The organism is Amycolatopsis japonica, assembly GCF_000732925.1.
GTDB classification, from domain to species: domain Bacteria; phylum Actinomycetota; class Actinomycetes; order Mycobacteriales; family Pseudonocardiaceae; genus Amycolatopsis; species Amycolatopsis japonica.
Genome location: NZ_CP008953.1, coordinates 5,592,270 through 5,614,088, shown reverse-complemented (window position 1 = coordinate 5,614,088; position 21,819 = coordinate 5,592,270). Strand labels below are relative to the sequence as shown.

General features: G+C 69.3%; 20 protein-coding genes. 13 read left to right on the top strand and 7 right to left on the bottom strand.

What is annotated here, in order from left to right; genetic code table 11:
- Positions 1–8 precede the first annotated feature (8 nt).
- The gene (locus AJAP_RS25825) at positions 9–1,037 is read right to left on the bottom strand and encodes a Zn-ribbon domain-containing OB-fold protein (RefSeq protein ID WP_051972593.1); all 1,029 of its coding nucleotides are present in this window, start codon (positions 1,035–1,037) and stop codon (positions 9–11) included.
- A 52-nt stretch (positions 1,038–1,089) separates the two neighbouring features.
- On the opposite strand from AJAP_RS25825, the gene AJAP_RS25820 reads away from it, so the two are divergent.
- On the top strand, positions 1,090–2,649 hold the full coding sequence (locus AJAP_RS25820; protein ID WP_038515917.1) for an acyl-CoA synthetase: 1,560 nt from the start codon (positions 1,090–1,092) through the stop codon (positions 2,647–2,649).
- 69 nt (positions 2,650–2,718) lie between these two features.
- Here AJAP_RS25820 and AJAP_RS25815 read toward each other — a convergent pair whose 3' ends face one another.
- Positions 2,719–3,507, bottom strand: coding sequence for a crotonase/enoyl-CoA hydratase family protein (locus AJAP_RS25815; protein WP_038515914.1), 789 nt, complete (start codon positions 3,505–3,507; stop codon positions 2,719–2,721).
- Between the two features lie 73 nt (positions 3,508–3,580).
- Between AJAP_RS25815 and AJAP_RS25810 the strand changes: the two genes are divergently transcribed.
- Entirely contained in the window at positions 3,581–5,197 is a 1,617-nt protein-coding gene (locus tag AJAP_RS25810; protein WP_179948471.1) for an acyl-CoA synthetase, read from the top strand.
- Between the two features lie 8 nt (positions 5,198–5,205).
- Positions 5,206–6,312, top strand: a complete 1,107-nt coding sequence (locus AJAP_RS25805) for an NAD(P)H-dependent flavin oxidoreductase (protein ID WP_038515908.1) — start codon at positions 5,206–5,208, stop codon at positions 6,310–6,312.
- A 146-nt stretch (positions 6,313–6,458) separates the two neighbouring features.
- Here the strand turns inward: AJAP_RS25805 and AJAP_RS25800 are convergent, their stop codons facing one another.
- On the bottom strand, positions 6,459–7,265 hold the full coding sequence (locus AJAP_RS25800; RefSeq protein WP_038515905.1) for a S1 family peptidase: 807 nt from the start codon (positions 7,263–7,265) through the stop codon (positions 6,459–6,461).
- Between the two features lie 326 nt (positions 7,266–7,591).
- Between AJAP_RS25800 and AJAP_RS25795 the strand changes: the two genes are divergently transcribed.
- The 9 genes from AJAP_RS25795 (at position 7,592) to AJAP_RS25755 (ending at position 15,136) form a co-directional block, all read left to right on the top strand.
- Positions 7,592–8,368 carry a GntR family transcriptional regulator gene (locus AJAP_RS25795; RefSeq protein WP_016332909.1) on the top strand — a complete coding sequence of 259 codons (777 nt, stop codon included), beginning with the start codon at positions 7,592–7,594 and terminating at the stop codon, positions 8,366–8,368.
- 181 nt (positions 8,369–8,549) lie between these two features.
- Positions 8,550–9,662 carry a TIGR03364 family FAD-dependent oxidoreductase gene (locus tag AJAP_RS25790; protein WP_038515902.1) on the top strand — a complete coding sequence of 371 codons (1,113 nt, stop codon included), beginning with the start codon at positions 8,550–8,552 and terminating at the stop codon, positions 9,660–9,662.
- Positions 9,656–10,330: a phosphonatase-like hydrolase gene (locus tag AJAP_RS25785; protein WP_038523874.1), complete on the top strand. Its 675-nt coding sequence runs from the start codon at positions 9,656–9,658 to the stop codon at positions 10,328–10,330. Before AJAP_RS25790 ends, AJAP_RS25785 begins: the two co-directional genes overlap by 7 nt.
- Positions 10,331–10,346: 16 nt before the next feature.
- Positions 10,347–11,366, top strand: a complete 1,020-nt coding sequence (locus AJAP_RS25780) for a 2-aminoethylphosphonate ABC transporter substrate-binding protein (protein WP_037343652.1) — start codon at positions 10,347–10,349, stop codon at positions 11,364–11,366.
- Positions 11,363–12,424: an ABC transporter ATP-binding protein gene (locus AJAP_RS25775; protein ID WP_038515898.1), complete on the top strand. Its 1,062-nt coding sequence runs from the start codon at positions 11,363–11,365 to the stop codon at positions 12,422–12,424. Before AJAP_RS25780 ends, AJAP_RS25775 begins: the two co-directional genes overlap by 4 nt.
- Complete coding sequence (locus AJAP_RS25770; RefSeq protein ID WP_038515896.1) at positions 12,421–13,278, top strand: 2-aminoethylphosphonate ABC transporter permease subunit; 858 nt, start codon at positions 12,421–12,423, stop codon at positions 13,276–13,278. Before AJAP_RS25775 ends, AJAP_RS25770 begins: the two co-directional genes overlap by 4 nt.
- Positions 13,256–14,053 carry an ABC transporter permease gene (locus AJAP_RS25765; protein WP_038515893.1) on the top strand — a complete coding sequence of 266 codons (798 nt, stop codon included), beginning with the start codon at positions 13,256–13,258 and terminating at the stop codon, positions 14,051–14,053. Before AJAP_RS25770 ends, AJAP_RS25765 begins: the two co-directional genes overlap by 23 nt.
- 36 nt (positions 14,054–14,089) lie before the next feature.
- Positions 14,090–14,560 carry a hypothetical protein gene (locus AJAP_RS25760; RefSeq protein ID WP_038515889.1) on the top strand — a complete coding sequence of 157 codons (471 nt, stop codon included), beginning with the start codon at positions 14,090–14,092 and terminating at the stop codon, positions 14,558–14,560.
- A gap of 168 nt (positions 14,561–14,728) precedes the next feature.
- Positions 14,729–15,136: a hypothetical protein gene (locus tag AJAP_RS25755; protein ID WP_038515886.1), complete on the top strand. Its 408-nt coding sequence runs from the start codon at positions 14,729–14,731 to the stop codon at positions 15,134–15,136.
- Between the two features lie 211 nt (positions 15,137–15,347).
- On the opposite strand, the gene AJAP_RS25750 is transcribed toward AJAP_RS25755, so the two are convergent.
- The 4 genes from AJAP_RS25750 to AJAP_RS25735 all read right to left on the bottom strand — a co-directional run bounded on the left by AJAP_RS25750 (position 15,348) and on the right by AJAP_RS25735 (position 20,513).
- Positions 15,348–17,006, bottom strand: a complete 1,659-nt coding sequence (locus AJAP_RS25750) for a fumarate hydratase (protein WP_038515883.1) — start codon at positions 17,004–17,006, stop codon at positions 15,348–15,350.
- 306 nt (positions 17,007–17,312) lie between these two features.
- Positions 17,313–18,344 carry a sigma-70 family RNA polymerase sigma factor gene (locus AJAP_RS25745; protein WP_016332919.1) on the bottom strand — a complete coding sequence of 344 codons (1,032 nt, stop codon included), beginning with the start codon at positions 18,342–18,344 and terminating at the stop codon, positions 17,313–17,315.
- 247 nt (positions 18,345–18,591) lie between these two features.
- Positions 18,592–19,017 (bottom strand): D-aminoacyl-tRNA deacylase, encoded by a 426-nt coding sequence (gene dtd, locus AJAP_RS25740; RefSeq protein WP_038515880.1) that lies wholly within the window; start codon positions 19,015–19,017, stop codon positions 18,592–18,594.
- Entirely contained in the window at positions 19,017–20,513 is a 1,497-nt protein-coding gene (locus AJAP_RS25735; RefSeq protein WP_038515877.1) for a DUF7782 domain-containing protein, read from the bottom strand. Before AJAP_RS25735 ends, dtd begins: the two co-directional genes overlap by 1 nt.
- 27 nt (positions 20,514–20,540) lie before the next feature.
- On the opposite strand from AJAP_RS25735, the gene AJAP_RS25730 reads away from it, so the two are divergent.
- Positions 20,541–21,806, top strand: a complete 1,266-nt coding sequence (locus AJAP_RS25730) for an amidohydrolase (protein ID WP_038515875.1) — start codon at positions 20,541–20,543, stop codon at positions 21,804–21,806.
- Positions 21,807–21,819 lie beyond the last annotated feature (13 nt).

Sequence of the window (21,819 nt, the reverse complement as noted above, 5' to 3'; positions counted from 1 at the left end):
GGTGGTCCTCACAGATGGTGGGCGAAGGATTCGTACGGCGCGTCGGGTTCGCCGGTCGGTTCGAAATGGCCGATGTTCTCCAGCGACGTCCACCATTCGTCCCGCGGTTTCCAGGAGGCGCGCACCCGCATGCCCATCCGGACGTCGGCGGCGTCGCAGCCGAGGACGAGGTGCAGGAACGCGATGTCCGCGCCGTCGAGCAGGATGTACGCGGCCACGTACGGCGGTTTGATCTTCTGGCCGAGGAACGGCACGTTCACGATGCAGAACGTGGTGACGATGCCGGTGTCGGGCAGTTCGACCTCGTCGGTGGTCGGCACGCCGTCGGTCGGGCACGCGCCGCGCGGCGGGATGTAGACCTTCTCGCACGACGGGCAGCGCTGGCCGATCAGCTTCCCCTCCGCGAGCCCGCGCAGGTACCGGCTTTCCTCGGGCGACGCGGAATGCTCGTAGCGCAGGTGGATCGGCGTGATCACCACGCTGACCGGCGCGCCCTCCTCGCGTTTCGCGACCGGGGGAGGCGCCTCGGTGGGTTCGGTGTCGGGCCCGTCGGCGGGGACGAAGTAGGCGATGTCCCGGATGTGGCCGACGGTCTCTTCCGCCCAGCGGATCCGCACGCGTTGTCCGGTGTGGACATTCGACGGCGTGCCCGCGTCGACGGCGTGCAGGATCGAGGTGTCGGCGCCGTCGAGCCGGATCAGCGCCCACGCGAACGGCCGCGACAACGGCTGGCCGTCCACGGGCTCGGCGATCCAGGACCAGGAGACGATCTCGCCCTCGGAGGCCACCGGGACGAACTCGGACAGGGCTTCGGCGGTCACGGGGTCGTACTCCAAGGGGGGCACGTGGACGCGGCCGTCGCTGCCCCGGACGCCTTCGACGCGGCGCTCGCGCAGGGCGTCGACGAACCGGCCGAGTACCGGGCCGACCGAACGCGTGTAGTCGAAGCCCACGTTGAGCGGGGCCGACAGCGGGAGTTCAGGTGCGCTCACATCCTGAGTGAAACATGTTCTCGATTTTCCGGCAAGATCGGCCATGTGGGCTTGGCTGGCGGTTGCCCTTGACTGGAACGCGTTCTAGATTTGCGGTATGTCGACTGCTACCGGGACCCTTGGGGTCTGGAATATCGCCGCGCAGGAGCCCGAGCGGGTCGCGCTCGTCGATCCGGACGGCCGCTCGATCGGCTACGGGGACCTCGCCGCGAAAGCGAACGCGTACGCCCGGGGCCTGCAGGCGCTCGGGCTGGAGGCCGGGGACGTGGTCGTCGTCCTGCAACCCAACGGCGACGAACTCGTGGCGGCCTACTTCGCCGCCATCCAATCCGGTCTGTACATCGTGGTGGTCAACTGGCATCTCGTCGCGCCGGAGGTCGCCTACATCCTGTCCGACAGCGGCGCCAAGGCCTTCCTCGCGCACGAACGGTTCGCCGACGTCGCGATCGCCGCCGCCGACGAGGCCGGGATCCCGGAACGCGGCCGGTTCGCCGTCGGTGACGTCGACGGCTTCCGCCGGATCGAGGAACTCGGCTCCGGCGAGGGCGACGGCCGTCCGGAGCGGCGCACGGCGGGCTCGCCGATGCTCTACACGTCGGGGACCACGGGGCGGCCCAAGGGTGTCCGGCGGCCGCTGACCGGCGCCGATCCCGACTCCGTACCGGCCGCGTCGACGTGGTTCTTCGGGATCTTCGGGCTGGCGCCGCACGACGCCCATGTGCATCTGTGCGGATCGCCGCTCTACCACACGGCCGTGCTCAACTTCGTCGCGATCTCCCTGCAGCTGGGCCATACCGCGGTGCTGATGGACCGCTGGGACGCGGAGGACATGCTGCGGCTGATCGACCGGCACCGCGTCACGCACAGCCACATGGTCCCGACGCAGTTCCGCCGCCTGCTCGCCCTGCCGGACGACGTCCGCGCGGCCTACGACCTGAGTTCGCTGCGCGTGATGATCCACGGCGCGGCGCCGTGCCCGCTGGAGGTCAAACGGCGAATGCTCGACTGGTGGGGCCCGGTCGTCACCGAGTACTACGCGGCCACCGAAGGCGGCGGGACGGCGATCTCGGGTGAGGAATGGCTGAAGAAACCGGGGTCGGTCGGGCTGCCGTGGCCGGGTTCGACGATCAAGATCCTCGACGACGAGGGCACGGAACTGCCCGCCGGCGAGACCGGCACGGTGTACATGAAGATGGGCGACTCGAAGTTCGAGTACCACAAGGACCGGGCCAAGACGGACAAGGCGCGGGTCGGGGACCTGTTCACCCTCGGCGACGTCGGGCACCTCGACGAGGACGGCTACCTCTTCCTGCACGACCGCAAGGCGGATCTGATCATCTCGGGCGGGGTCAACATCTACCCGGCGGAGATCGAGGGCGAACTGGTGATGCATCCGAAGATCGCCGACGTCGCGGTGTTCGGCGTCCCGCACGAGGACTGGGGCGAGGCGATCAAGGCCGTCGTAGAGCCCGCGGACGGGGTCGAACCGTCCGAGGAGCTGACCGCGGAGATCCTCGAGTACGCGGCGTCGCGGCTGGCGAAGTTCAAGCTCCCGCGTTCCGTCGACTACTTGCCCGAACTCCCGCGCGACCCGAACGGGAAGCTCTACAAGCGCAAGCTCCGCGACCCGTACTGGGAAGGTCACCGCGCCCCCTGACGCATTTCGTCCTCTGGATGCGGTAGTTCGCCGGCGAACTACCGCATCCAGAGGACGAAACGCAGGGAGTCAGCGGCCTCGGAAGACGGGCTTGCGCTTCTCGGCGAAGGCGCGGGGGCCTTCCTTCGCGTCTTCGCTCGCGAAGACCTCGATGCCGTACTGGGCGTCGAGTTTGAAGGCTTCCTCCTCGTGCATGCCCTCGGTGTCGCGCATCGTCTTGAGGATCGCGCGGATCGCCAGGGGGCCGTTCGCGGAGATGAGGCTGGCGAGTTCGAGCGCCTTGTCCAATGCCTTGCCGTCCGGAACGACGTGGCCGATCAGGCCGATCTCCAGCGCCTCGGCCGCGGTGATGTGGCGTCCGGTCAGCAGCAGGTCGGCGGCGACGGTGTACGGGATCTGCCGGGGGAGCCGCACGGCCGAACCGCCCATCGGGAACAGGCTCCACCGCGCCTCGGACACGCCGAACTTCGCGCTCTCGCCCGCGACACGGATGTCGGTGCCTTGAAGGATCTCCGTCCCGCCCGCGATCGCCGGGCCTTCGACGGCCGCGATCAACGGCTTCGTCAGCCGCCGCCCCTTCAGCAGCCCCTCGATCTTGCTGGGGTCGAAAGTGCCCTTCTCGAACGAATCGGACGGCGAGTTCTTCGACATCGACTTCAGGTCCGCGCCCGCGCAGAACGCGCCACCCGCTCCGGTGAGCACGCAGCACCGGACGTCGTCGTCCTCGTCGACCCGGTTCCACGCCTCGACCATGATCCCGAGCATCTCGCCGCTGAGCGCGTTGCGGGCCTCGGGCCGGTTCATCGTGACCACGAGGGTGTGTCCGATCTTTTCCGCCAGCGCGTGAGGTTCGTTCACCACGTTTTCCAAAGTTTCAGCCTCCCAAAGAGCGGCCATTGCCCAGAACGATAACATGTTCTACTTTGAGGACGTGGCACTCAACATCGCGGATCTACTCGAGCACGCCGTCGACGCCGTGCCGGAGCGCATCGCGGTCGTCTGCGGCGATCGGCGGGTCACCTTCGCCGAATTGGAAGAGCGCGCCAACCGGCTGGCGCACCACCTCGCCGCACACGGCGTGGGACCCGGATCCCACATCGGTGTCTATTCCCGGAACTCGATCGAGGCCCTGGAATCGATGATCGCCGCGTACAAGTTGCGCGCGATCGCGGTCAACGTCAACTACCGCTACGTCCACGGCGAACTGCGGTACCTGTTCGACAACGCCGACCTCGTGGCGCTGGTCCACGAACGCGGGTATTCGGACAAGGTGGCCGCCGTCCTGCCGGAAACCCCGAAACTGAAACACGTTGTCGTCGTCGACGACGGAAGCGACGGCGACTACTCGTCCTACGGCGGCGTGGACTACGAAGCCGCGCTCGCCGAAGGCTCGCCCGAGCGGGACTTCGCCGAGCGCAGCGCCGACGACATCTACATCCTCTACACCGGCGGCACCACCGGCTATCCCAAGGGCGTCCTGTGGCGCCACGAGGACATCTGGCGGGCGCTCGGCGGCGGCATCAACTTCGTCACCGGCGAGTACGTCCCGGACGAGTGGACGCTCGCCGAACAGGGCAAGTCGGGCAGCCTGGTCCGGCTCCCGGCCGCGCCGCTGATCCACGGCGCCGCGCAGTGGGCCGCGTTCGGCGCGCTGTTCACCGGCAGCCCGGTCGTGTTCGTCCCGCGGTTCGACGCGCACGAGGTCTGGAAAGCCGTGCAGGACAACAAGGTCCAGGTGCTCACCATCGTCGGCGACGCGATGGCGCGGCCGCTGATCGACGCCTATCGCGAGGGTGACTACGACGCGTCGTCGATCGTGGCGGTGTCGAGTCACGCGGCCCTGTTCTCCCAGTCGGTGAAGCAGGAATTCCTGTCGCTGCTCCCGCATGTGGTGATCACCGACGCGATCGGCTCGTCCGAAAGCGGGTTCACCGGTATCGGCATGGTCAGCAAGGACAGCGATCATTCCGCCGGTCCGCGGGTCAACTTCGGCAAGGACGCGATCCTCGTGGACGACGACGGCGCGCTCGTCGAGCCGAAACCGGGCGCGATCGGCCTGATCGCCCGGCGCGGGCACGTCCCGCTGGGGTACTACAAGGATCCCGCGAAGACCGAGAAGATCTTCGTCGAGATCGACGGCAAACGGTACGTCGTCCCGGGTGACTACGCGCGCTACGAGGAAGACCTCACGGTGACCCTGCTCGGCCGGGGGTCGCAATGCGTGAACACCGGCGGCGAGAAGGTGTACCCGGAAGAGGTCGAGGGCGCGCTCAAATCGCATCCGGACGTCTTCGACGCGCTCGTCATCGGCATCCCCGACGACCGGCTCGGCCAGCGGGTGGCCGCGGTGATCCAGCCGCGCTCCGGCAAGGAACTCGACGTCGCCGCGCTCGAAGCCCACGTGCGGACCGAGATCGCCGGGTACAAGGTGCCGCGCAGTCTCTGGCTCGCGGAGGAGATCGGGCGATCGCCCAGCGGGAAGCCGGACTACCCCTGGGCCCAGCGCTACGCCGCCGAGCACGAACCCATCACCATCCAACCGGCGTAAGGAGTTACATGCGGACGTCTCTGTGCGACCGGCTCGGGATCGACCTGCCGATCGTCGGGTTCACCCCGTCCGAGCACGTGGCCGCGGCGATCAGCCGGGCGGGCGGGCTCGGCGTGCTGGGCTGCGTGCGGTTCAACGACGCGGCCGAACTCGACGCCGTCCTGTCCTGGATGGACGAGAACACCGGCGGGAAGCCGTACGGCGTCGACATCGTGATGCCGGCGAAGATCCCGGCCGAAGGGACGTCGATTGATCTCGCGAAGCACATCCCGCAGGAGCACCGCGACTTCGTGGAGCGGACGCTGCGCGACCTCGCGGTGCCGCCGCTGCCGGACGACACCGACGAACGCGCCGGTGTGCTGGGCTGGCTGCATTCGGTCGCCCGGTCCCATGTCGAGGTCGCGCTGAAACACCCGATCCGGTTGATCGCCAACGCGTTGGGGTCACCGCCGGTGGACGTCATCGAGCAATGTCACGCGAAGGGCGTGCCGGTCGCGGCGTTGGCCGGCAAGGCCGAGCACGCCGTCCGGCACGTCGACAACGGCGTCGACATCGTTGTGGCACAAGGCTATGAGGCGGGCGGACACACCGGCGAGATCGCGTCGATGGTCCTGCTGCCCGAGGTGGTGGACGCCGTCGGCGACCGGGTCCCGGTGCTCGCCGCGGGCGGGATCGGCTCGGGCAGGCAGGTCGCGGCCGCGCTCGCGCTGGGCGCGTCCGGGGTCTGGATGGGCTCCTTCTGGCTCGCCACCGAGGAATACCTCCAGACCATGGGGGAGTCCGAGGCGATGCAGCGGGCTTTGGTCGCGGCGAGGTCGTCCGACACCGTCCGCACGCGGATCTACACCGGCAAACCGGCGCGGCTGCTCAAGACGCGGTGGACCGAGGCGTGGGCCGCGCCCGACGCGCCCGAGCCGTTGCCGATGCCGTTGCAGAACCTTCTGGTCTCCCACGCGCACAACCGGATCCACCACGCGGCGGATCCGAGCGTGGTCTCGATGCCGGTGGGGCAGATCGTCGGGCGGATGGACCGGGTGCGTCCGGTCGCGGACGTGATCGCGGAACTCGTTTCGGGGTACGAAGAGACACTGTCGCGTTTGGACAAGACCCGCTGACGCGTGTCAGGTGAGCTGAAGGGGACTTTGCCCGCGTGCGATGCGGGGAAAGTCCCCTGCACCCGCCCAGGCTCTCTGAAGAAGAAAGCCCCCTCCACCACGCCGTTGTGGTGAAGGGGGCTTTCATGGCATGCCGTGCGGTGGAACTACAACCCGGCGGCCGCGTTCTTGATCGCGGTCGCGAAGGTGCTCACCTCGGTGTAGACGCCGGGAGCGTGCGCCCGCGCGCAGCCTTCGCCCCAGCTGACGATGCCGACCTGGATCCAGGCCCCGGCGCTGTCGCGGCGGAACATCGGGCCGCCCGAGTCACCCTGGCAGGTGTCGACGCCGCCCGAGTTGATGTTGCCCGCGCAGATCTCGGCGCTGTCGATCAGGTCGGCGTAGCTGCCGCCCTGCGCCTTGCAGGTCGAGTCGGAGACGAACGGGACGGTGGCCTTGAGCAGGTACCGCTGCTGCGCGCCACCCTCGGTCGCGGCACCCCAGCCGGCGACGGTGAAGGTGCCGCTGTTGTAGGCGGTCGAAGTGGCGATCGGCAGCGTCGGGATACCGCTGACCGGGCTGGCGAGCTTGATCAGCGCCCAGTCACCACCGGTGGAGGTGGGGTAGGTCGGCGACCGGTACACGTAGGTCGACTTGACCTTCTTGGCCGCCGTGCTCTGCAGGTCCACCACGCCGAGGGTGGCGGTGATACCCGTGTTGGCCCCGGTCCGCGACACACAGTGCGCGGCCGTCAGCACGATCTGCGGGGTGTAGAGCGCACCGCCGCAACCCATGGAAAGCCTGACCATCCAAGGGAATTCGCCCTGAGCGGCCCGGGTGCCACCGACCACGTCGGTGGACGGCGGCTGCGCGGCGGCGGCTTGCGGAGCCGTGGCGAGGCCCGCCAGGGTTCCGGCCGCCGCGACGGCGATCAGGGTCTTTTTGAGCAGGCTGAACCGACGCTTGATGTTCAAGGGTTCATTCCTTCCGGCTGTCCACAGTGGAGGCAGGGAGACTGACTGCGGCCAACTGACTACAGCAGGTGGGCACACACGGGGACAACCAACTTTCTTCGGATCTTTCGGCTGATGGTGGTGATTAACGGACGTCCGGTCCTGGTCGCCGACGAATGGCGTAGGCCGGAGCGCCCAACGCCTCTACTCCCAGGCCGTGATCGCCGGAACCGCCGGAAGGCTGAACGACCGCCGAGGGGTGCCCTTTCGGCCACGAGTGTGAGCGTGGCATGAACACTTCGTTCGGGTCAGTACAGGCATGGGGAATCAGGCCTAGGATCTGGATCGTGAAAGCGCGTTCGCCTAGACTGCATCCCCCCGCCGACGGCCCGGTTCGGGACGGAATTCCCGAGCACGGCCGCATTCCCCGCTATTACGCGGTCAAAGTCGATCTGCTCGACGTGATCTCCGAATTAGGCCAAGGGGCGGTACTTCCCACCGAAAGGGAACTGTCCGAAAGGTTCGAGGTTTCCCGTGCGACGGTCCGTCAGGCCGTCGGCGAACTCGTGCTGGAAGGGCGGCTGAGCAGGCGGCAGGGGAGCGGCACGTACGTCGCGGGCCCCAAGCTCGTCCAGCCGCTCGCCTTGGTGAGTTATACGGAAGGACTCAGGAGGCAGGGCATTCAGCCGGGCCGGAATTTGATCTCTTTGGAACGCCGTGAGGCGGGTCCGTCGCTGGCTTCGGAACTGGAAATCGATCCCGAAGACGACGTCATCCACATCGAACGGGTACTGCTCGCCGACGACGAGCGGGTCGGGTTGGAATCGACCTATCTCACCGCCGCGCGATTCCCGACGCTGATGGATGTGTTCGATCCCACACAGTCGCTCTACGCCTGTTTGCGGGAAAGGCTGGGGGTGGTCTTCGACGGCGCCGAGGAGCGGGTCGAGACCGTGCTCGCCACCCCGCGGGAGGCGCTGCTGATCGGGACGAACCCGGCACTGCCGATGCTGTTGATGCACCGGACCTCGTGGGGGACCGACGGGGTCCCGTTCGAACGTGTCCGTTCGCTGTTCCGCGGCGACCGGCTCTCCTTCGAGACCCGACTGGGCCGCGTGGAGTAGCCACCCACGCATTCAGTCCTCTGAACGCGATATTTGCGGATTCAACGACCGCATCCAGAGGACGAAACGCGGGGTAAAGTAACGCGAAGATAACAGGTCTGGTCCACATTTCGGAGGCACTTCACCTGGGGTTAGGGCGGGGGTCATGGAGCGTTGGTGCGCGCAGGCGAGCGTCTGCGGTGTGCGAATCCTCATCATCGGCGGCGGAGTGCTCGGCACCCAGCACGCCTGGCAGGCCGTCGAACGCGGTCACGACGTCGTCCAGATCGAACGGGAACCCGAGGCCAGGGGCGCGTCCGTGCGCAACTTCGGCCTGGTCTGGGTCGGTGGCCGCGCCAGCGGTCCCGAACTGGAGACGGCCGCCCGGGCGCGGGTGCTGTGGGAGCGCATCGGGGAACGCGTCGAAGGGATCGGCTTCCGGCCGAACGGCTCGCTCACCGTCGTCCGCACCGAGGCCGAACTCGCCGTCGCGCGGGCGGCCGCCGACACAGGCGAAGACCGCGGCTTCAAACTGCTCGACGCCGCCGAGACCCGCGCGCTGAACCCGGCCCTGCGCGGCGAATTCCTCGGCGCGCTCTGGTGCGACCGCGACGCCGCCGTCGAACCGCGCGTCGCCCAGCCCGCCCTCCGCGCCGAACTCGCGAAGAGCGGCCGCTACACCTGGGTGCCCGGCCGCGAGATCCGCGACCTGACCGACCGCGGCGTCGTCGACGACACGGGCGAGACCCACGAGGGCGACGTCGTGGTGCTGTGCACCGGAGCCTGGACCGGCGGCCTGGTCAAGGAGCTCGCCGGGACGACGCCGGTCCGCCGTGTGCGGCTGCAGATGGCCCAGACCGAGCCGCTCGGGGAAACCCTCACCACCACGGTCGCCGACGCGGACAGCTTCCGGTACTACCCGGCGTACCGCGGCGAGGCGCTCGACGGCCTCAACGCGGGCCAGCCGCAGGGCGAGGTCGCCGCGGCCGCCAAGATGCAGCTGCTCATGGTCCAGCGCCTCGACGGCTCGCTGACCATCGGCGACACCCACGAGTACGACGAGCCGTTCTCGTTCGACACCACCGAAGCGCCGTACGACCACCTCGCCGAGGTCGCCGGGGCGCTGCTCGGCCGGCCGCTGCCGCGGATCACCCGCCGCTGGGCGGGGGTCTACGCCCAGACCACCGACACCTCCCGGATCGTGCACCGCGCCCGCGTCGCGGACAACGCCTGGCTCGTCACCGGGCCGGGCGGCCGCGGCATGACCTGTTCCCCCGCCATCGCCGAAGACACCGCCGAGGAGCTGTCCTGGTGAACACCGAACTCGTCGTCCTGGACATGGCAGGCACCACCGTCGCCGACGACGGCCTGGTGATCCGCGCCTTCACCGCCGCGATCGCCGCCGCCGGAGTGTCCGAAAAGGACAGCCGCTTCCCCGGCATGCTCGACTACGTCGTCGAAACGATGGGGCAGTCCAAGATCGTCGTCTTCCGCGCCCTGCTCGACGGCGACGAGGAGCTCGCCCAGCGCGCGAACACCGCCTTCCAGGACGCCTACGGGAAACTCGTCGCCGACGGCCACTGCGAGCCGATCCCCGGCGCCGAGCAGACGATCCAGGAACTGCGCGCCCACGGCGTGAAGGTCGCGCTCACCACCGGCTTCGCGCCGGACACGCAGAACGCGATCCTCGACGCGCTGGGCTGGCACGGCCTCGCCGACGCCGTGCTGGCGCCGGGCGACGGGGTGCGCGGCCGCCCGTTCCCCGACCTCGTCCTCGCCGCCGTGCTGCGGCTCGAAGTCACCGATGTCCGCCGCGTCGCCGTCGCCGGTGACACCCCTTCGGACGTCCAGACCGGGCTGCGGTCCGGTGCCTCGCTCGTCGCCGGCGTGCTCACCGGATCGGCGAAGAAGCCGGAACTCGAAGCCGCCGGCGCCACCCACGTCCTCGAATCCGTCCGCGACCTCCCTGCCCTGCTGTCCTAAAAGGAGCTTTGACGACATGAAGAAACTCGCGGCCACCGCCCTCGCCGGTCTGCTCGCCCTCACCCTGGGCGCCTGCGGCGGGACCGCCGGTGGCGCGTCCGGCGACCAGACCGTCACGCTGTACACAGTGGACGGTCTGGAGGACTGGTACGCCCAGCGCATCGAGGAGTTCAAGGCCAAGACCGGGATCACCGTCCAGGCGGTCACCGCCGGATCCGGCGAGGTCGCCTCGCGGGTGGAGAAGGAGAAGGCCAACACCCAGGCGGACATCCTGGTCACGCTGCCGCCGTTCATCCAGCGGGCCGCGTCGCAGGGCCTGCTCGCCGCCACGGCGCCCGCCGGGATCGACCAGGTGCCCGCCGGGCAGAAGGACGGCCAGGGCCGCTACTTCGCCCTCATGAACAACTACCTCAGCTTCATCCGCAACCCGCAGGCCTCGCCCAAGACCTGGGACGACCTCCTGTCCCCGTCGCTCAAGGGCAAGCTCCAGTACTCGACGCCCGGCGAAGCGGGCGATGGCACCGCGGTCCTGCTGCAGCTGCAGCACGTCCTCGGTGATCAGGGCGCGCTCGACTACCTCGCCAAGCTCGAAGCCAACAACGTCGGCCCGTCGTCCTCCACCGGCAAGCTCCAGCCGAAGGTGGCCAAGGCCGAGATCCTGGTGGCCAACGGCGACGTCCAGATGAACCTCGCCGAGATCGAGAAGAGCGGCGGTTTCGAGGTCTTCTTCCCGGCCGACGCGCAGGGCAAGCGTTCCACCTTCGCCCTCCCGTACTACGCCGGTCTGGTGAACAACGCGCCGCACGCCGAGAACGCCAAGAAGTTCCTGGACTTCCTGCTCTCGCCCGAGGTGCAGGGCAAGGCCGTCGACGCCTTCGGTGCCCCGTCGCGGACCGACGTCACGCCGTCCGGCCCGCGCGCGGACAAGGTGAAGGCGGCCCTCGCCGGAGTCGAGATCTGGCAGCCGGATTGGGACGCCGTCCTCGCGAAGCTCGACGCCGACCTCGCCGCGTACAAGAAGGCCGTGGGCCGATGACCCCGGCGGTCGAATTCCGCGGCGTGTCGGTCCGCTTCGGCCGGACGACCGCCCTCTCGCCACTGGACCTCACCGTGGCGAGAGGGGAGACGCTGGCGATGCTCGGGCCATCCGGTTCCGGCAAGTCGACGGCCCTGAAGGCACTCGCGGGCTTCGTCGTGCCGAGCACCGGCCGGGTCCTGCTCGACGGCGAGGACGTCACCGCGCTGCCGCCACACCGGCGCGGTCTCGGCGTGGTCGTGCAGAGTTACGCGCTGTTCCCGCATATGCGGGTCGAGGCCAACGTCGCTTTCGGCCTCAAGGCACGGAAAACGCCCCGTGCCGAGACGGCGGGCCGGGTCGCCGAGGCATTGGAACTGGTCGGGATGGGCAAGTACGCCCGCCGTTACCCCCGTGAGCTTTCGGGCGGCCAGCAGCAGCGCGTCGCGCTGGCGCGGGCGTTGGCGATCCGGCCGCGGGTGCTGCTGCTCGACGAACCACTGTCCGCTTTGGACGCCGCCCTGCGCGAGGACATGGTCGCGGAACTGCTGCGGCTGCGGGCCGAACTGCCCGACACCACGCTGATCTACGTCACCCACGACCAGGGCGAGGCGCTGGCGCTGGCCGACCGGATCGCCGTCATGCGCGACTCGAAGCTCGTCGAACTCGGCCCGAGCCGTGAGCTGTACCAGCGGCCATCGACGGAGTTCACCGCGAGCTTCCTCGGCGCGTCCAACCTCATCCCGGTCGAGCTGATCCAGGCCGACGGCACCAGGGTCCGCCTCGGCGACCGCGAACTGGCGGCCGATCCGTCCGGGACCTTCCGGGCGGGCCAGCCGGTCGCGCTCGGCGTCCGGCCGCACCGGGTCGGGATCACCGCGGCGGACGCCCCCGGCGCGCTGCCCGCGGTCCTGCGCGGTGTCCAGTGGCGTGGCACGGGTTTCCGGCTGGACCTCGAATTCGCACACGACGGGAACGAGGTCCGCGCCGAGGTGCCGGACATCGACGGCCTTCCGAACGTGGGGCAGCGCGTCGGAGTGTCCATTCCGGACGGTTGCCCGCTGGTGGGCGTCGGATGACCGGCCTCGCGCTCGCCACCACGGCGGCGGCACCGGCGCGGCGACAGGAGAAACGACCCGGTCGCGGTTGGCTCCTGCTGCCGCCGGTGCTCGTCCTGCTCGGCTTCTTCGGCTACCCGCTGGTGCTGGTCGTCCTGCAGTCGCTGGAATCGAAGACGGGCGAGTTCGGGCTTTCGGTGTGGCTGGACGTCCTGGGCTCGGCGGAATTCCGGGACGCCGCCTGGAAGACCGTCGCGCTCGCGCTCGGTGCCACCGCGGGCTGTGTGGTGCTGGGAACGTTCCTCGCGCTGGTGATCGCGTTCGTGCCGTTCCCCGGCGCGCGGACGCTCTCGCGGCTGGTGGACACCGTGCTCGCGTTCCCGTCCTTCCTCATCGCGCTCGCGTTCACCTTCATCTACGGCAGCGCCGGCATCCTGGGCGCGGGCGGGTTCCTGTACTCGCCGTTCGGGATCCTGCTGGCGGAGATCACCTTCTACACGCCGTTCGTGATGCGGCCTGCGCTCGCCGCGTTCGGCCAGGTGTCGTCGGCGCAGATGGAGGTCGCGGCCAGCCTCGGCGCGAAACCCGGCCGCGTGCTGCGCCAGGTGATCCTGCCGGAGGCCTTGCCGTCACTGGCTTCGGGAGCCTGCCTGACCATGCTGCTGGCGATGAACGAGTTCGGCATCGTGCTGTTCCTCGGCGCCAAGGACGTCACGACGCTGCCGATGCTGGTCTACGGCAAGGGGATCGTCACGTTCGACTTCCCGCAGGCCTGTGTCATCGCGGTGGTCAACGTCGTGTTCTCCCTGGCCCTGTACGGAACCTACCGGCGACTGACGAAGGGAGGCGGCCGTGCTGCTGTGGACCAGGCGTAGCCGAGTCCTGCTGTGGGTGGTGTTCGCGGTGCTGTTCACCGCGATCGTGCTGGCACCGCTGCTGATGATCGTGCTGGCGTCGGTCGCCGGCAACTGGACGGGACTTCTGCCGGGCGCGCTCACCGGCTCGCATTTCGCGCGGGCGCTGTCGGGGGAGACGTTCGCGAGTCTCGCGGTGAGCATCCAGACGGGTGTCATCGCGTCGCTGGTGTCGGTACTGCTCGGCACGTGGGCCGCGCTCGCGTCGCGGTCGGCGCCGCCGAAGCTGCGCAAGGCCGTCGACACCCTGTTCCACCTGCCGATCGCGGTGCCGTCGGTGGTACTGGGGCTGGCGCTGCTCGTCGCGTTCAGCCGTCCGCCGCTCGCCTTCAACGGCACGCGCTGGATCGTGCTGCTGGGGCACGCGATGATCCTGCTCCCGTTCTCCTACAGCACGGTCTCGGCCGCGATCGCGCGGATGGATCCGCTGCTGGCACAGGCGGCGGCGAGCCTCGGCGCGTCCCCGGTCCGGGTGCTGCTGCGGGTGCGGCTGCCGGTGCTGCTGCCGTCGATCTCGGCGTCGGCGAGCCTCGCGCTGGCGATGTCGATGGGCGAACTGGGCGCGACGATGATGCTGTACCCACCGGACTGGCGGACGCTGCCCGCGAGCATCTTCGCGCTCACCGACCGGGGCCAGGTCTTCCTCGCGTCGGCGAGCACCGTGCTGCTGCTGGCCGTCACGCTGGCCGGGGTGGTGGTCCTCGGGCTGGCGCGCGGCCGCGCGGCACAGCGGTGATGCAACCATTCGTCCGCTTCGTTCCGTCTCGACACCATGATGAACGCAGCGAAGACGCTGGGTGCGGTGATCGTGCTCGCCGCGACGACGGCGGCCTGCGGCGCGGGCGGCCCCGGAGCTCCGGCGAACACGAGCACCCCTCCGGTCGTCACCACACCTTCGGATCTGCCCACCTCGCTCCCGGCGAGCCCGCCGGTCGCGAAACCGCCGATGTCCCGGCCGACCGTCGGCCCGCCGCCCTCGGACAAGATGCTGCCGCCGTCCCAGGTCGAGACCCAACTGCCCGTACAGGTCAGCGCCGAGAACGACGGCCTGGCCGTGCACATCGAACTGAGCGGCTGCGACGAGGCGAGGGCGAACCTCGCCGAGGAGAACGCGCAAAGGGTCGTGGTCACCGTGACCATCGACCACGCGAAGCCGGGGCAGATGTGCCCGCAGGTGATCCGCTACGCCGTCCTGCCGGTGAAACTCGCTCAGCCGCTCGGCACCCGGAAGGTCATCGTTTGACCGGGTTCGGGATGCAACCCGATGGCGGCTTCGTTCCGTCCCAGTCACATGAGGTACTTAACGAATGCCATCGGCCTTGGCCTGATCGTCGTTGCGGTATCCGCCTGCGGGGCGCAGAACCAGGCGGCGGAACCCGCGGCCGGACCCGGGAGCGGCACCCTGAGTACCGTGCCGCCGTCCCCGACCGCGCCGCCTTCGTCGTCGGTTCCCGCGCCGACCAGCAAGCCGGGAAGCCAGCCGGGTGTGCCCGGCGCGCCGCGCCAGGAGGTGCCCGAAGGCAGCACCAAGCTGCCGGACAAGCAGCTCGACGCGTCGGCCCTGCCCGCGGACTATCCGCGTGAGGTGTACACCAGCAACGGCGGGACGATCCTGAACATCCGCGGCCAGGAAGGCGGCTGCGGGCACGCGACGGCGGAGGCCGCGCAGCAGGACGGGACCAGGGTCACCGTCAACCTGACCGAACTCAAGGGCCAGACCGGCCAGATGTGCACGATGGACATCCGGCATCCGGTGATCTCGGTGGCGCTTTCGGCGCCGCTGGGGGAACGGACCGTGGTCCTGAAGCAGATGCGCTGACCCCCAACGCGCGCTATGAAAGGTCCTTTCCTTGCAAATTTTGCAAGGAAAGGACCTTTCATAGCGTCCTGCACCTGACGAACGTACATGAAGGCCCCCTTCACTGCGTCTAGCGCAAGGAAGGGGGCCTTCATGTACTGCGACATGGTGCGAAGGTCGAGTTCCCTCGGCTCAGCCGAGGGAAGGAGGCCTTCACGGACAGGATCGTGGACTACCGGAAGCTGATCTGCAGCACCGGTTCCGACGTGGCCTCGAAGAAGTCGTTGCCCTTGTCGTCGATGACGATGAACGCGGGGAAGTCCTCGACCTCGATCTTCCAGACCGCTTCCATCCCCAGCTCGGCGTACTCGAGCACGTCGACCTTCTTGATGCAGTCCTGCGCGAGCCGCGCGGCCGGGCCGCCGATCGAGCCGAGGTAGAACCCGCCGTGTTCGTTGCACGCGGCGGTCACCTTCTTGGACCGGTTGCCCTTCGCCAGCATCACCAGCGAACCGCCCGCGGCCTGGAACTGCTCGACGTAGGAGTCCATGCGGCCCGCGGTGGTCGGCCCGAAGGAACCCGACGCGTAGCCCTCGGGCGTCTTCGCCGGGCCCGCGTAGTACACGGGGTGGTCGCGAAGGTACTGAGGCATCTCTTCACCCGCGTCGAGCCGCTCGGCGATCTTCGCGTGCGCGATGTCGCGGGCGACGACGAGCGGACCGGTCAGCGACAGGCGGGTCTTCACCGGCAGCTGCGAGAGCTGGGCGCGGATCTCGGCCATCGGCCGGTTCAGGTCGACGGTCACCACCTCGTCGGACAGGTCGTCCTCGGTGACGTCCGGCAGGAACTGCGCCGGGTCGCGCTCCAGCTGCTCCAGGAACACGCCGTCGGCGGTGATCTTCGCCTTCGCCTGGCGGTCGGCCGAGCACGACACGGCGACGCCGACCGGGCAGGACGCGCCGTGGCGCGGCAGGCGGATCACGCGGACGTCGTGGCAGAAGTATTTGCCGCCGAACTGCGCGCCGATGCCGAACTGCCGCGTCATCTCCAGCACCTGCTGTTCGAGGTCGACGTCGCGGAAGCCGTGACCCAGCTCGGAACCCTCGGTGGGCAGGTCGTCGAGATAACGGGCGGAGGCCAGCTTCGCGACCTTCAGGTTGAACTCCGCCGACGTGCCGCCGACGACGATCGCGAGGTGGTACGGCGGGCAGGCCGCGGTGCCGAGGCTGCGCAGCTTCTCGTCGAGGAACTTCGCGAGGCGCTTCGGGTTCAGGACGGCTTTCGTTTCCTGATAGAGGAACGTCTTGTTCGCGCTGCCGCCGCCCTTGGCCATGAACAGGAATTCATAGCTCGGGTCGCCTTGACCGTCTTTGTGATAGAGCTCGATCTGCGCGGGCAAGTTGGTGCCCGTATTGCGCTCATCCCAGAAATTCACCGGCGCCATCTGCGAATAGCGCAGATTCAACTCCTGATAGGCGTCGAAAATACCGCGCGAGAGCGCGCGCTCGTCGTCGGCGCCGGTGAGCACGCCTTCGCCGCGTTTGCCGATCACGATCGCGGTGCCGGTGTCCTGGCACATCGGCAGGACGCCGCCGGCGGAGATCGCCGCGTTGCGCAGCAGGTCCATCGCGACGAACCGGTCGTTGCCGCTGGCCTCGGGATCGTCGACGATCGCCCGCAGCTGCGCCAGGTGTGACGAGCGCAACAGGTGCTGGATATCGGTGATCGCGGTCTTGGCGAGCTTGGTCAGCGCCTCGGGCTCGACCTTGAGGAACTTCCGGCCCGCGGCTTCGACGACCTCGACACCTTCGGTGCCGATCAGCCGGTACTCGGTGCGGGTGTCCTTGGCGAGCGGAAGGACTTCGGTGTGCTGGAACGTGGTGGGCGCCACTGCGCGGGCTCCTTTGCCGGCATCGGGAACCCGCTCACGGTACTAGGCGGGCCCCACGTGACCGGCGGCACGTCCGATGCGAAGGCGCGAGAATGCAATTCCCGCCCTGCATTTTGTCGCCGCGCCCCACAAATAGTTCGGGAGGCCGGGCCCACCCCGACGGACCCGACCTCCCGGGGAAAGCGATCCGGGCGCGAACACCCGACCGCGAAGACTTTTTACCTGCTCGACGGTCTCGTGACGCAGGTCATAAGTCAACGCTGCCGAACGGGTGTTGCTTTTTCCGCGCCGAAAGGCTCTGTGCCACTACGAAGCGTAGGCGCGCAGGCGGTCCGCCCGCTCACCCTGACGCAGCTTCGACATGACCTCTCGCTCGATCTGCCGAACGCGCTCACGGGAAAGCCCGAAGTGCTTGCCGATCTGGTCGAGCGTGCGCGGCTGGCCGTCGTCGAGGCCGTAGCGCAGGCGGATCACCTGGGACTCGCGGTCGTCCAGCGTCGCGAGCACGCGGCGCAGGTCGTCCTGGAGCAGACCGGAGATCACGGCGCTCTCGGCGTCGGTCGCCTCGGAGTCCTCGATGAAGTCACCGAGCGGGGCGTCCTCCTCGGTGCCGACCGGCATGTCGAGGCTCACCGGGTCACGCGAGTGGTCGAGCAGGTCGGAGATCTTGTGCGCCGGGATACCCGATTCGGCGGCCAGCTCCTCGTGGGTGGCGTCCCGGCCGAGCTGCTGGTGCAGGTCGCGCTTGATGCGGGCCAGCTTGTTCACCTGTTCCACCAGGTGGACCGGCAGCCGGATGGTGCGTCCCTGGTCGGCCATCCCCCTGGTGATGGCCTGGCGGATCCACCAGGTGGCGTACGTCGAGAACTTGAACCCCTTGGAGTAGTCGAACTTCTCCACCGCGCGGATCAGACCCAGGTTCCCCTCCTGGATCAGGTCGAGCAGTGGCATCCCCCGGCCGGTGTAGCGCTTCGCGAGCGAGACCACGAGACGGAGGTTGGCCTCCAGCAGGTGGTTCTTCGCGCTGTGGCCGTCACGCACGAGGGCGGACATCTCCGAACGCCGCTTCGGCGTGAGCCCCTCGGCGGTGTCCAGCATGTGCTGGGCGAACACGCCGGCTTCGATGCGCTTGGCCAGCTCGACCTCGTCGGCGGCGGACAGCAGCGCCGTCTTGCCGATTCCGTTGAGGTACACGCGAACGAGGTCCGCGGCCGGGCTCTGGGCGTCGAGGTCGGCGTCGGTGAGCGCCCCCGTGCTCACCGGCTCCTGGGTGGATTGCGCCGGGATACGGCGCTCGCGAATCCCGCGCGCTTCGCGTTCGAGAGTCTGGACTGACATTCTGCCTCCCCGGTCACGGGCTGAACGTGCTGCGATGTGTCCGCCGGATCCGCCTCGGCGTAACAGGCCCTGTGGAAAACCCGCTACTCCTCGTCGGCCCAGCTTGGCTGGACACTTGGCTCAACGCCGGGAGGTCCGAAAACGTTCCCGGCCGCTACAGAGGAGACGGGCGGCTGACCTGGGGCGTTGCTCGACCAACCCTGAGCTTTTCCTGAGAATGCCCGTGCCAGGGAGAGAGAAACGTGGTCTAGACCTCTATGAGGAGGGTGAACGGACCGTCGTTCACGCTCCGGACCGCCATCATGGCCCCGAACCGGCCGGTTTCGACCCGGGCCCCGCGTTCGCGCAACGCGTCGACGACGGCCGTCACGAGCGGTTCGGCGGCCTCGGGCCGGGCGGCCGCGGTCCAGGAGGGACGGCGGCCTTTGCGGGTGTCGCCGTAAAGGGTGAACTGGCTTACGACGAGGAGGGGTGCGCCGGTGGTGGCGCACGACTCCTCGTCGCGAAGTATGCGAGCTTCGTGCAGTTTGCGGGCCATCGTCGGCACCTTGGACACGTCGTCGTCGACGTGGATCCCCAGCAGCACCAGCAAACCCGGCTCGTCGATGGCGCCGGTCACCTCGTCTCCGACGGTCACGCTCGCTTCCGTGACCCTCGCCACCACCGCCCGCATCAGACGGCGGGCAGCAGCATGCCGTGCCGGACCAGTTCCCGGACGACGGGGAGCGCGGCCTCGGCCAGTTCCTCCGGTTCCAGGCCCTGAGCGGCCGCCAGGAGCACGATCAGATCCTCCAGCGGCAAAGCGCCCTGGCAGCCGGCAAGCAGCCGTGTCGCGAGCTCGTCCACTTCGTGCGACCAACCGGGACCATCGGTGCGATGCAGCCGCTGGACGGTCGTGGCCCAGCCCTCTTCACCCGGCTCGGCGACGCTCTCCAGAAGAACGGTCTCCGGGACCCGGAACCGGACATCGAGGAGCGAATCCCCGTTGGTGCGAAGCCATTCCACCCGGTCCAGCCAGTTCGCGGCCTCGGCGCCCAGCGGGTCGTCGTAGGCCTGGCGCAGGTCCTCGCACACGATCGTCGGGGTCGCGCCGTCCGCCCGGCGGAGGGTGACGAAGCCGAAACCGATGCCCTGGACGTCGTTCTCGGCGAACCAGTCGAGCCACGCGCTCGATTTCGCGCGGCCTTCGGGGGAGCGGGGGTCGATGCCCGCGTCACGCAGCCACGTGCCGACGTAGAGGCCCGGATCGGCGATGTCCCGCTGGACGAACCACGCGTCGGTCTCGGCGGGCAGCCAGCGGGTCACCCGATCGCCCCAGTCCTCGCCCTTCACGTGCAGCCAGGACGCCAGGAGCTGGCCGGTGCCGCCGTCGTTGAGGAACCCGGGCAGCTGCCGCACCACGAGCGCGCTGGCGTCGTCACCGGCGAGACCGGAGTCGCGGTAGGTGTAGTCGACGCGCGGCGGGCCCACCACGAACGGGGGATTGCAGACGATCTGGTCGAACCGGCGCCGCGCGACCGGCGCGAACCATTCGCCCCGGACGAGTTCGACGTCCAGTTCGTTGAGCCGGAACGTGGCCGCGGCGAGCGCCAGCGCACGGGCCGAGACGTCGGTCGCGGTGACCTTCTTCGCGTGCCGGGTGGCGTGCAGCGCCTGGACGCCGTTGCCCGTGCCGACGTCGAGCAGGCTGCCGACCTCGCGGCGGCTCGTGGCCCGGATCAGGCTGAGGGAGGCGTGCCCGACGCCGAGCACGTGGTCTTCGGGCACGGTGCGGCCCAGGATGTCGGCGTCGAGGTCGGCGACGACCCACCACGAGCCTTCGTCGTCGCCGTGCGGGCGGACGTCGAGACCGGCGCGGTAGCCGTCGGCCACGGGCACGAGCAGAGTGGCGGCGACCGCGTCATCGAGGGAAAGCGGCGCGAACGCGGCCTCGACGTCCTTCTCCGGTTCGGTCGAGCCGAGGAGGAACAGCCGGATCAGCGTGCCGAGTTCACCCGCGTCGCGCGTCGCGCGGTAGGCGAGTTCGGGTTCGCCGCGTCCGAGGGCGCCGTGCGCGGAGCCGAGGGCTTCGACCACGCCGTCGGTGTCGTAACCCGTCCGGCGGAAGGCGTCGCGGAGCCTCGCGCAAACGTCGTCGGACAGGTCGGGGAGGGCCGCTCGTGTGCTCACGGTGGGTAATACTGCCAGGATGAGGTCGTGAGCCTCGAAAGTGTCCTGGCACCGCTGCAGGCGGCGCTGCCCGGACTGGAAGACCTGTACATCGACCTCCACCGGCATCCGGAGCTGTCGTTCGCCGAAACCCGCACCGCCGCCGAACTGGCGCGGCGCCTGGAGGCCGACGGTTACGAGGTGCACACCGGTATCGGGCGCACCGGCGTCCTGGGCGTGCTGCGCAACGGCCCCGGCCCCAAGGTGATGTTGCGCGCCGACATCGACGCGTTGCCGGTCGAGGAGAAGACCGGCCTGCCGTACGCGAGCACCGCGCGCGGGGTCGACGCCGACGGCCGCGACGTGCCGGTGATGCACGCCTGCGGTCACGACATGCACGCCACTTGGCTCTCCGGCGCCGCGTCGCTGCTCGCGGCCGGACGCGAGCACTGGTCCGGCACGCTGATGGTCGTCTTCCAGCCGGGGGAGGAGGCCGGGGACGGCGCCGCCGGCATGGTCCGCGACGGCGTCTTCGCCCCCGCCGGCAAGCCCGACGTGGTGCTCGGCCAGCATGTCGTCCCCGGCCCGGCGGGCTGGGTGCTGACCAGGCCGGGCGTGATCATGGCGGCCACCGACGCGCTCCGCATCACCCTGCACGGCCGGGGCGGGCACGGCTCGCGCCCCGAGACCACGGTGGATCCCGCCGTGCTCGCCGCGTCCGTGGTGCTCAAACTGCAGACCATCGTGTCGCGGGAGATCTCGGCGACCGAATCGGCGGTGGTGACCGTGGGGTCGCTGCACGTCGGCACCGCGCACAACATCATCGCCGACCACGCCGTCCTCGAGGTCAACATCCGGTCGTTCGACCAGGCGGTGCGGGAGAAGGTCGTCGCGGCGGTCGAACGGATCGTCCAGGGCGAGGCGGCCACCGCGGGCGCGCCGAAACCGCCGGAGATCGAGCGGATCGGCGCGTTCCCGGTCACCGAGAACGACGACGCGGCCACCGAGGGCCTCACCGCCGCCTTCCGCGACCACTTCGGCGAAGGCCGGGTGATGCCCGCGCCGCTGGTCACCGGCAGCGAGGACTTCAGCGAATTCGGCCGCGCCGCCGGGGTGCCGTCGGTGTTCTGGCTGGTCGGCGGCCTGGACGAGGGCAAGGTGATCGCCGCGATGACCGCCGGGCGCTTCGAACAGGACATCCCGTCGAACCACTCGCCGCTCTTCGCGCCGATCCCGCATCCGACGCTTTCGGCCGGCGTCGAGACGCTCGTGGTCGCGGCTTTGCACCGGCTCACCCACCCGGGTGTCGGATGAGCCCGGCGAGTGG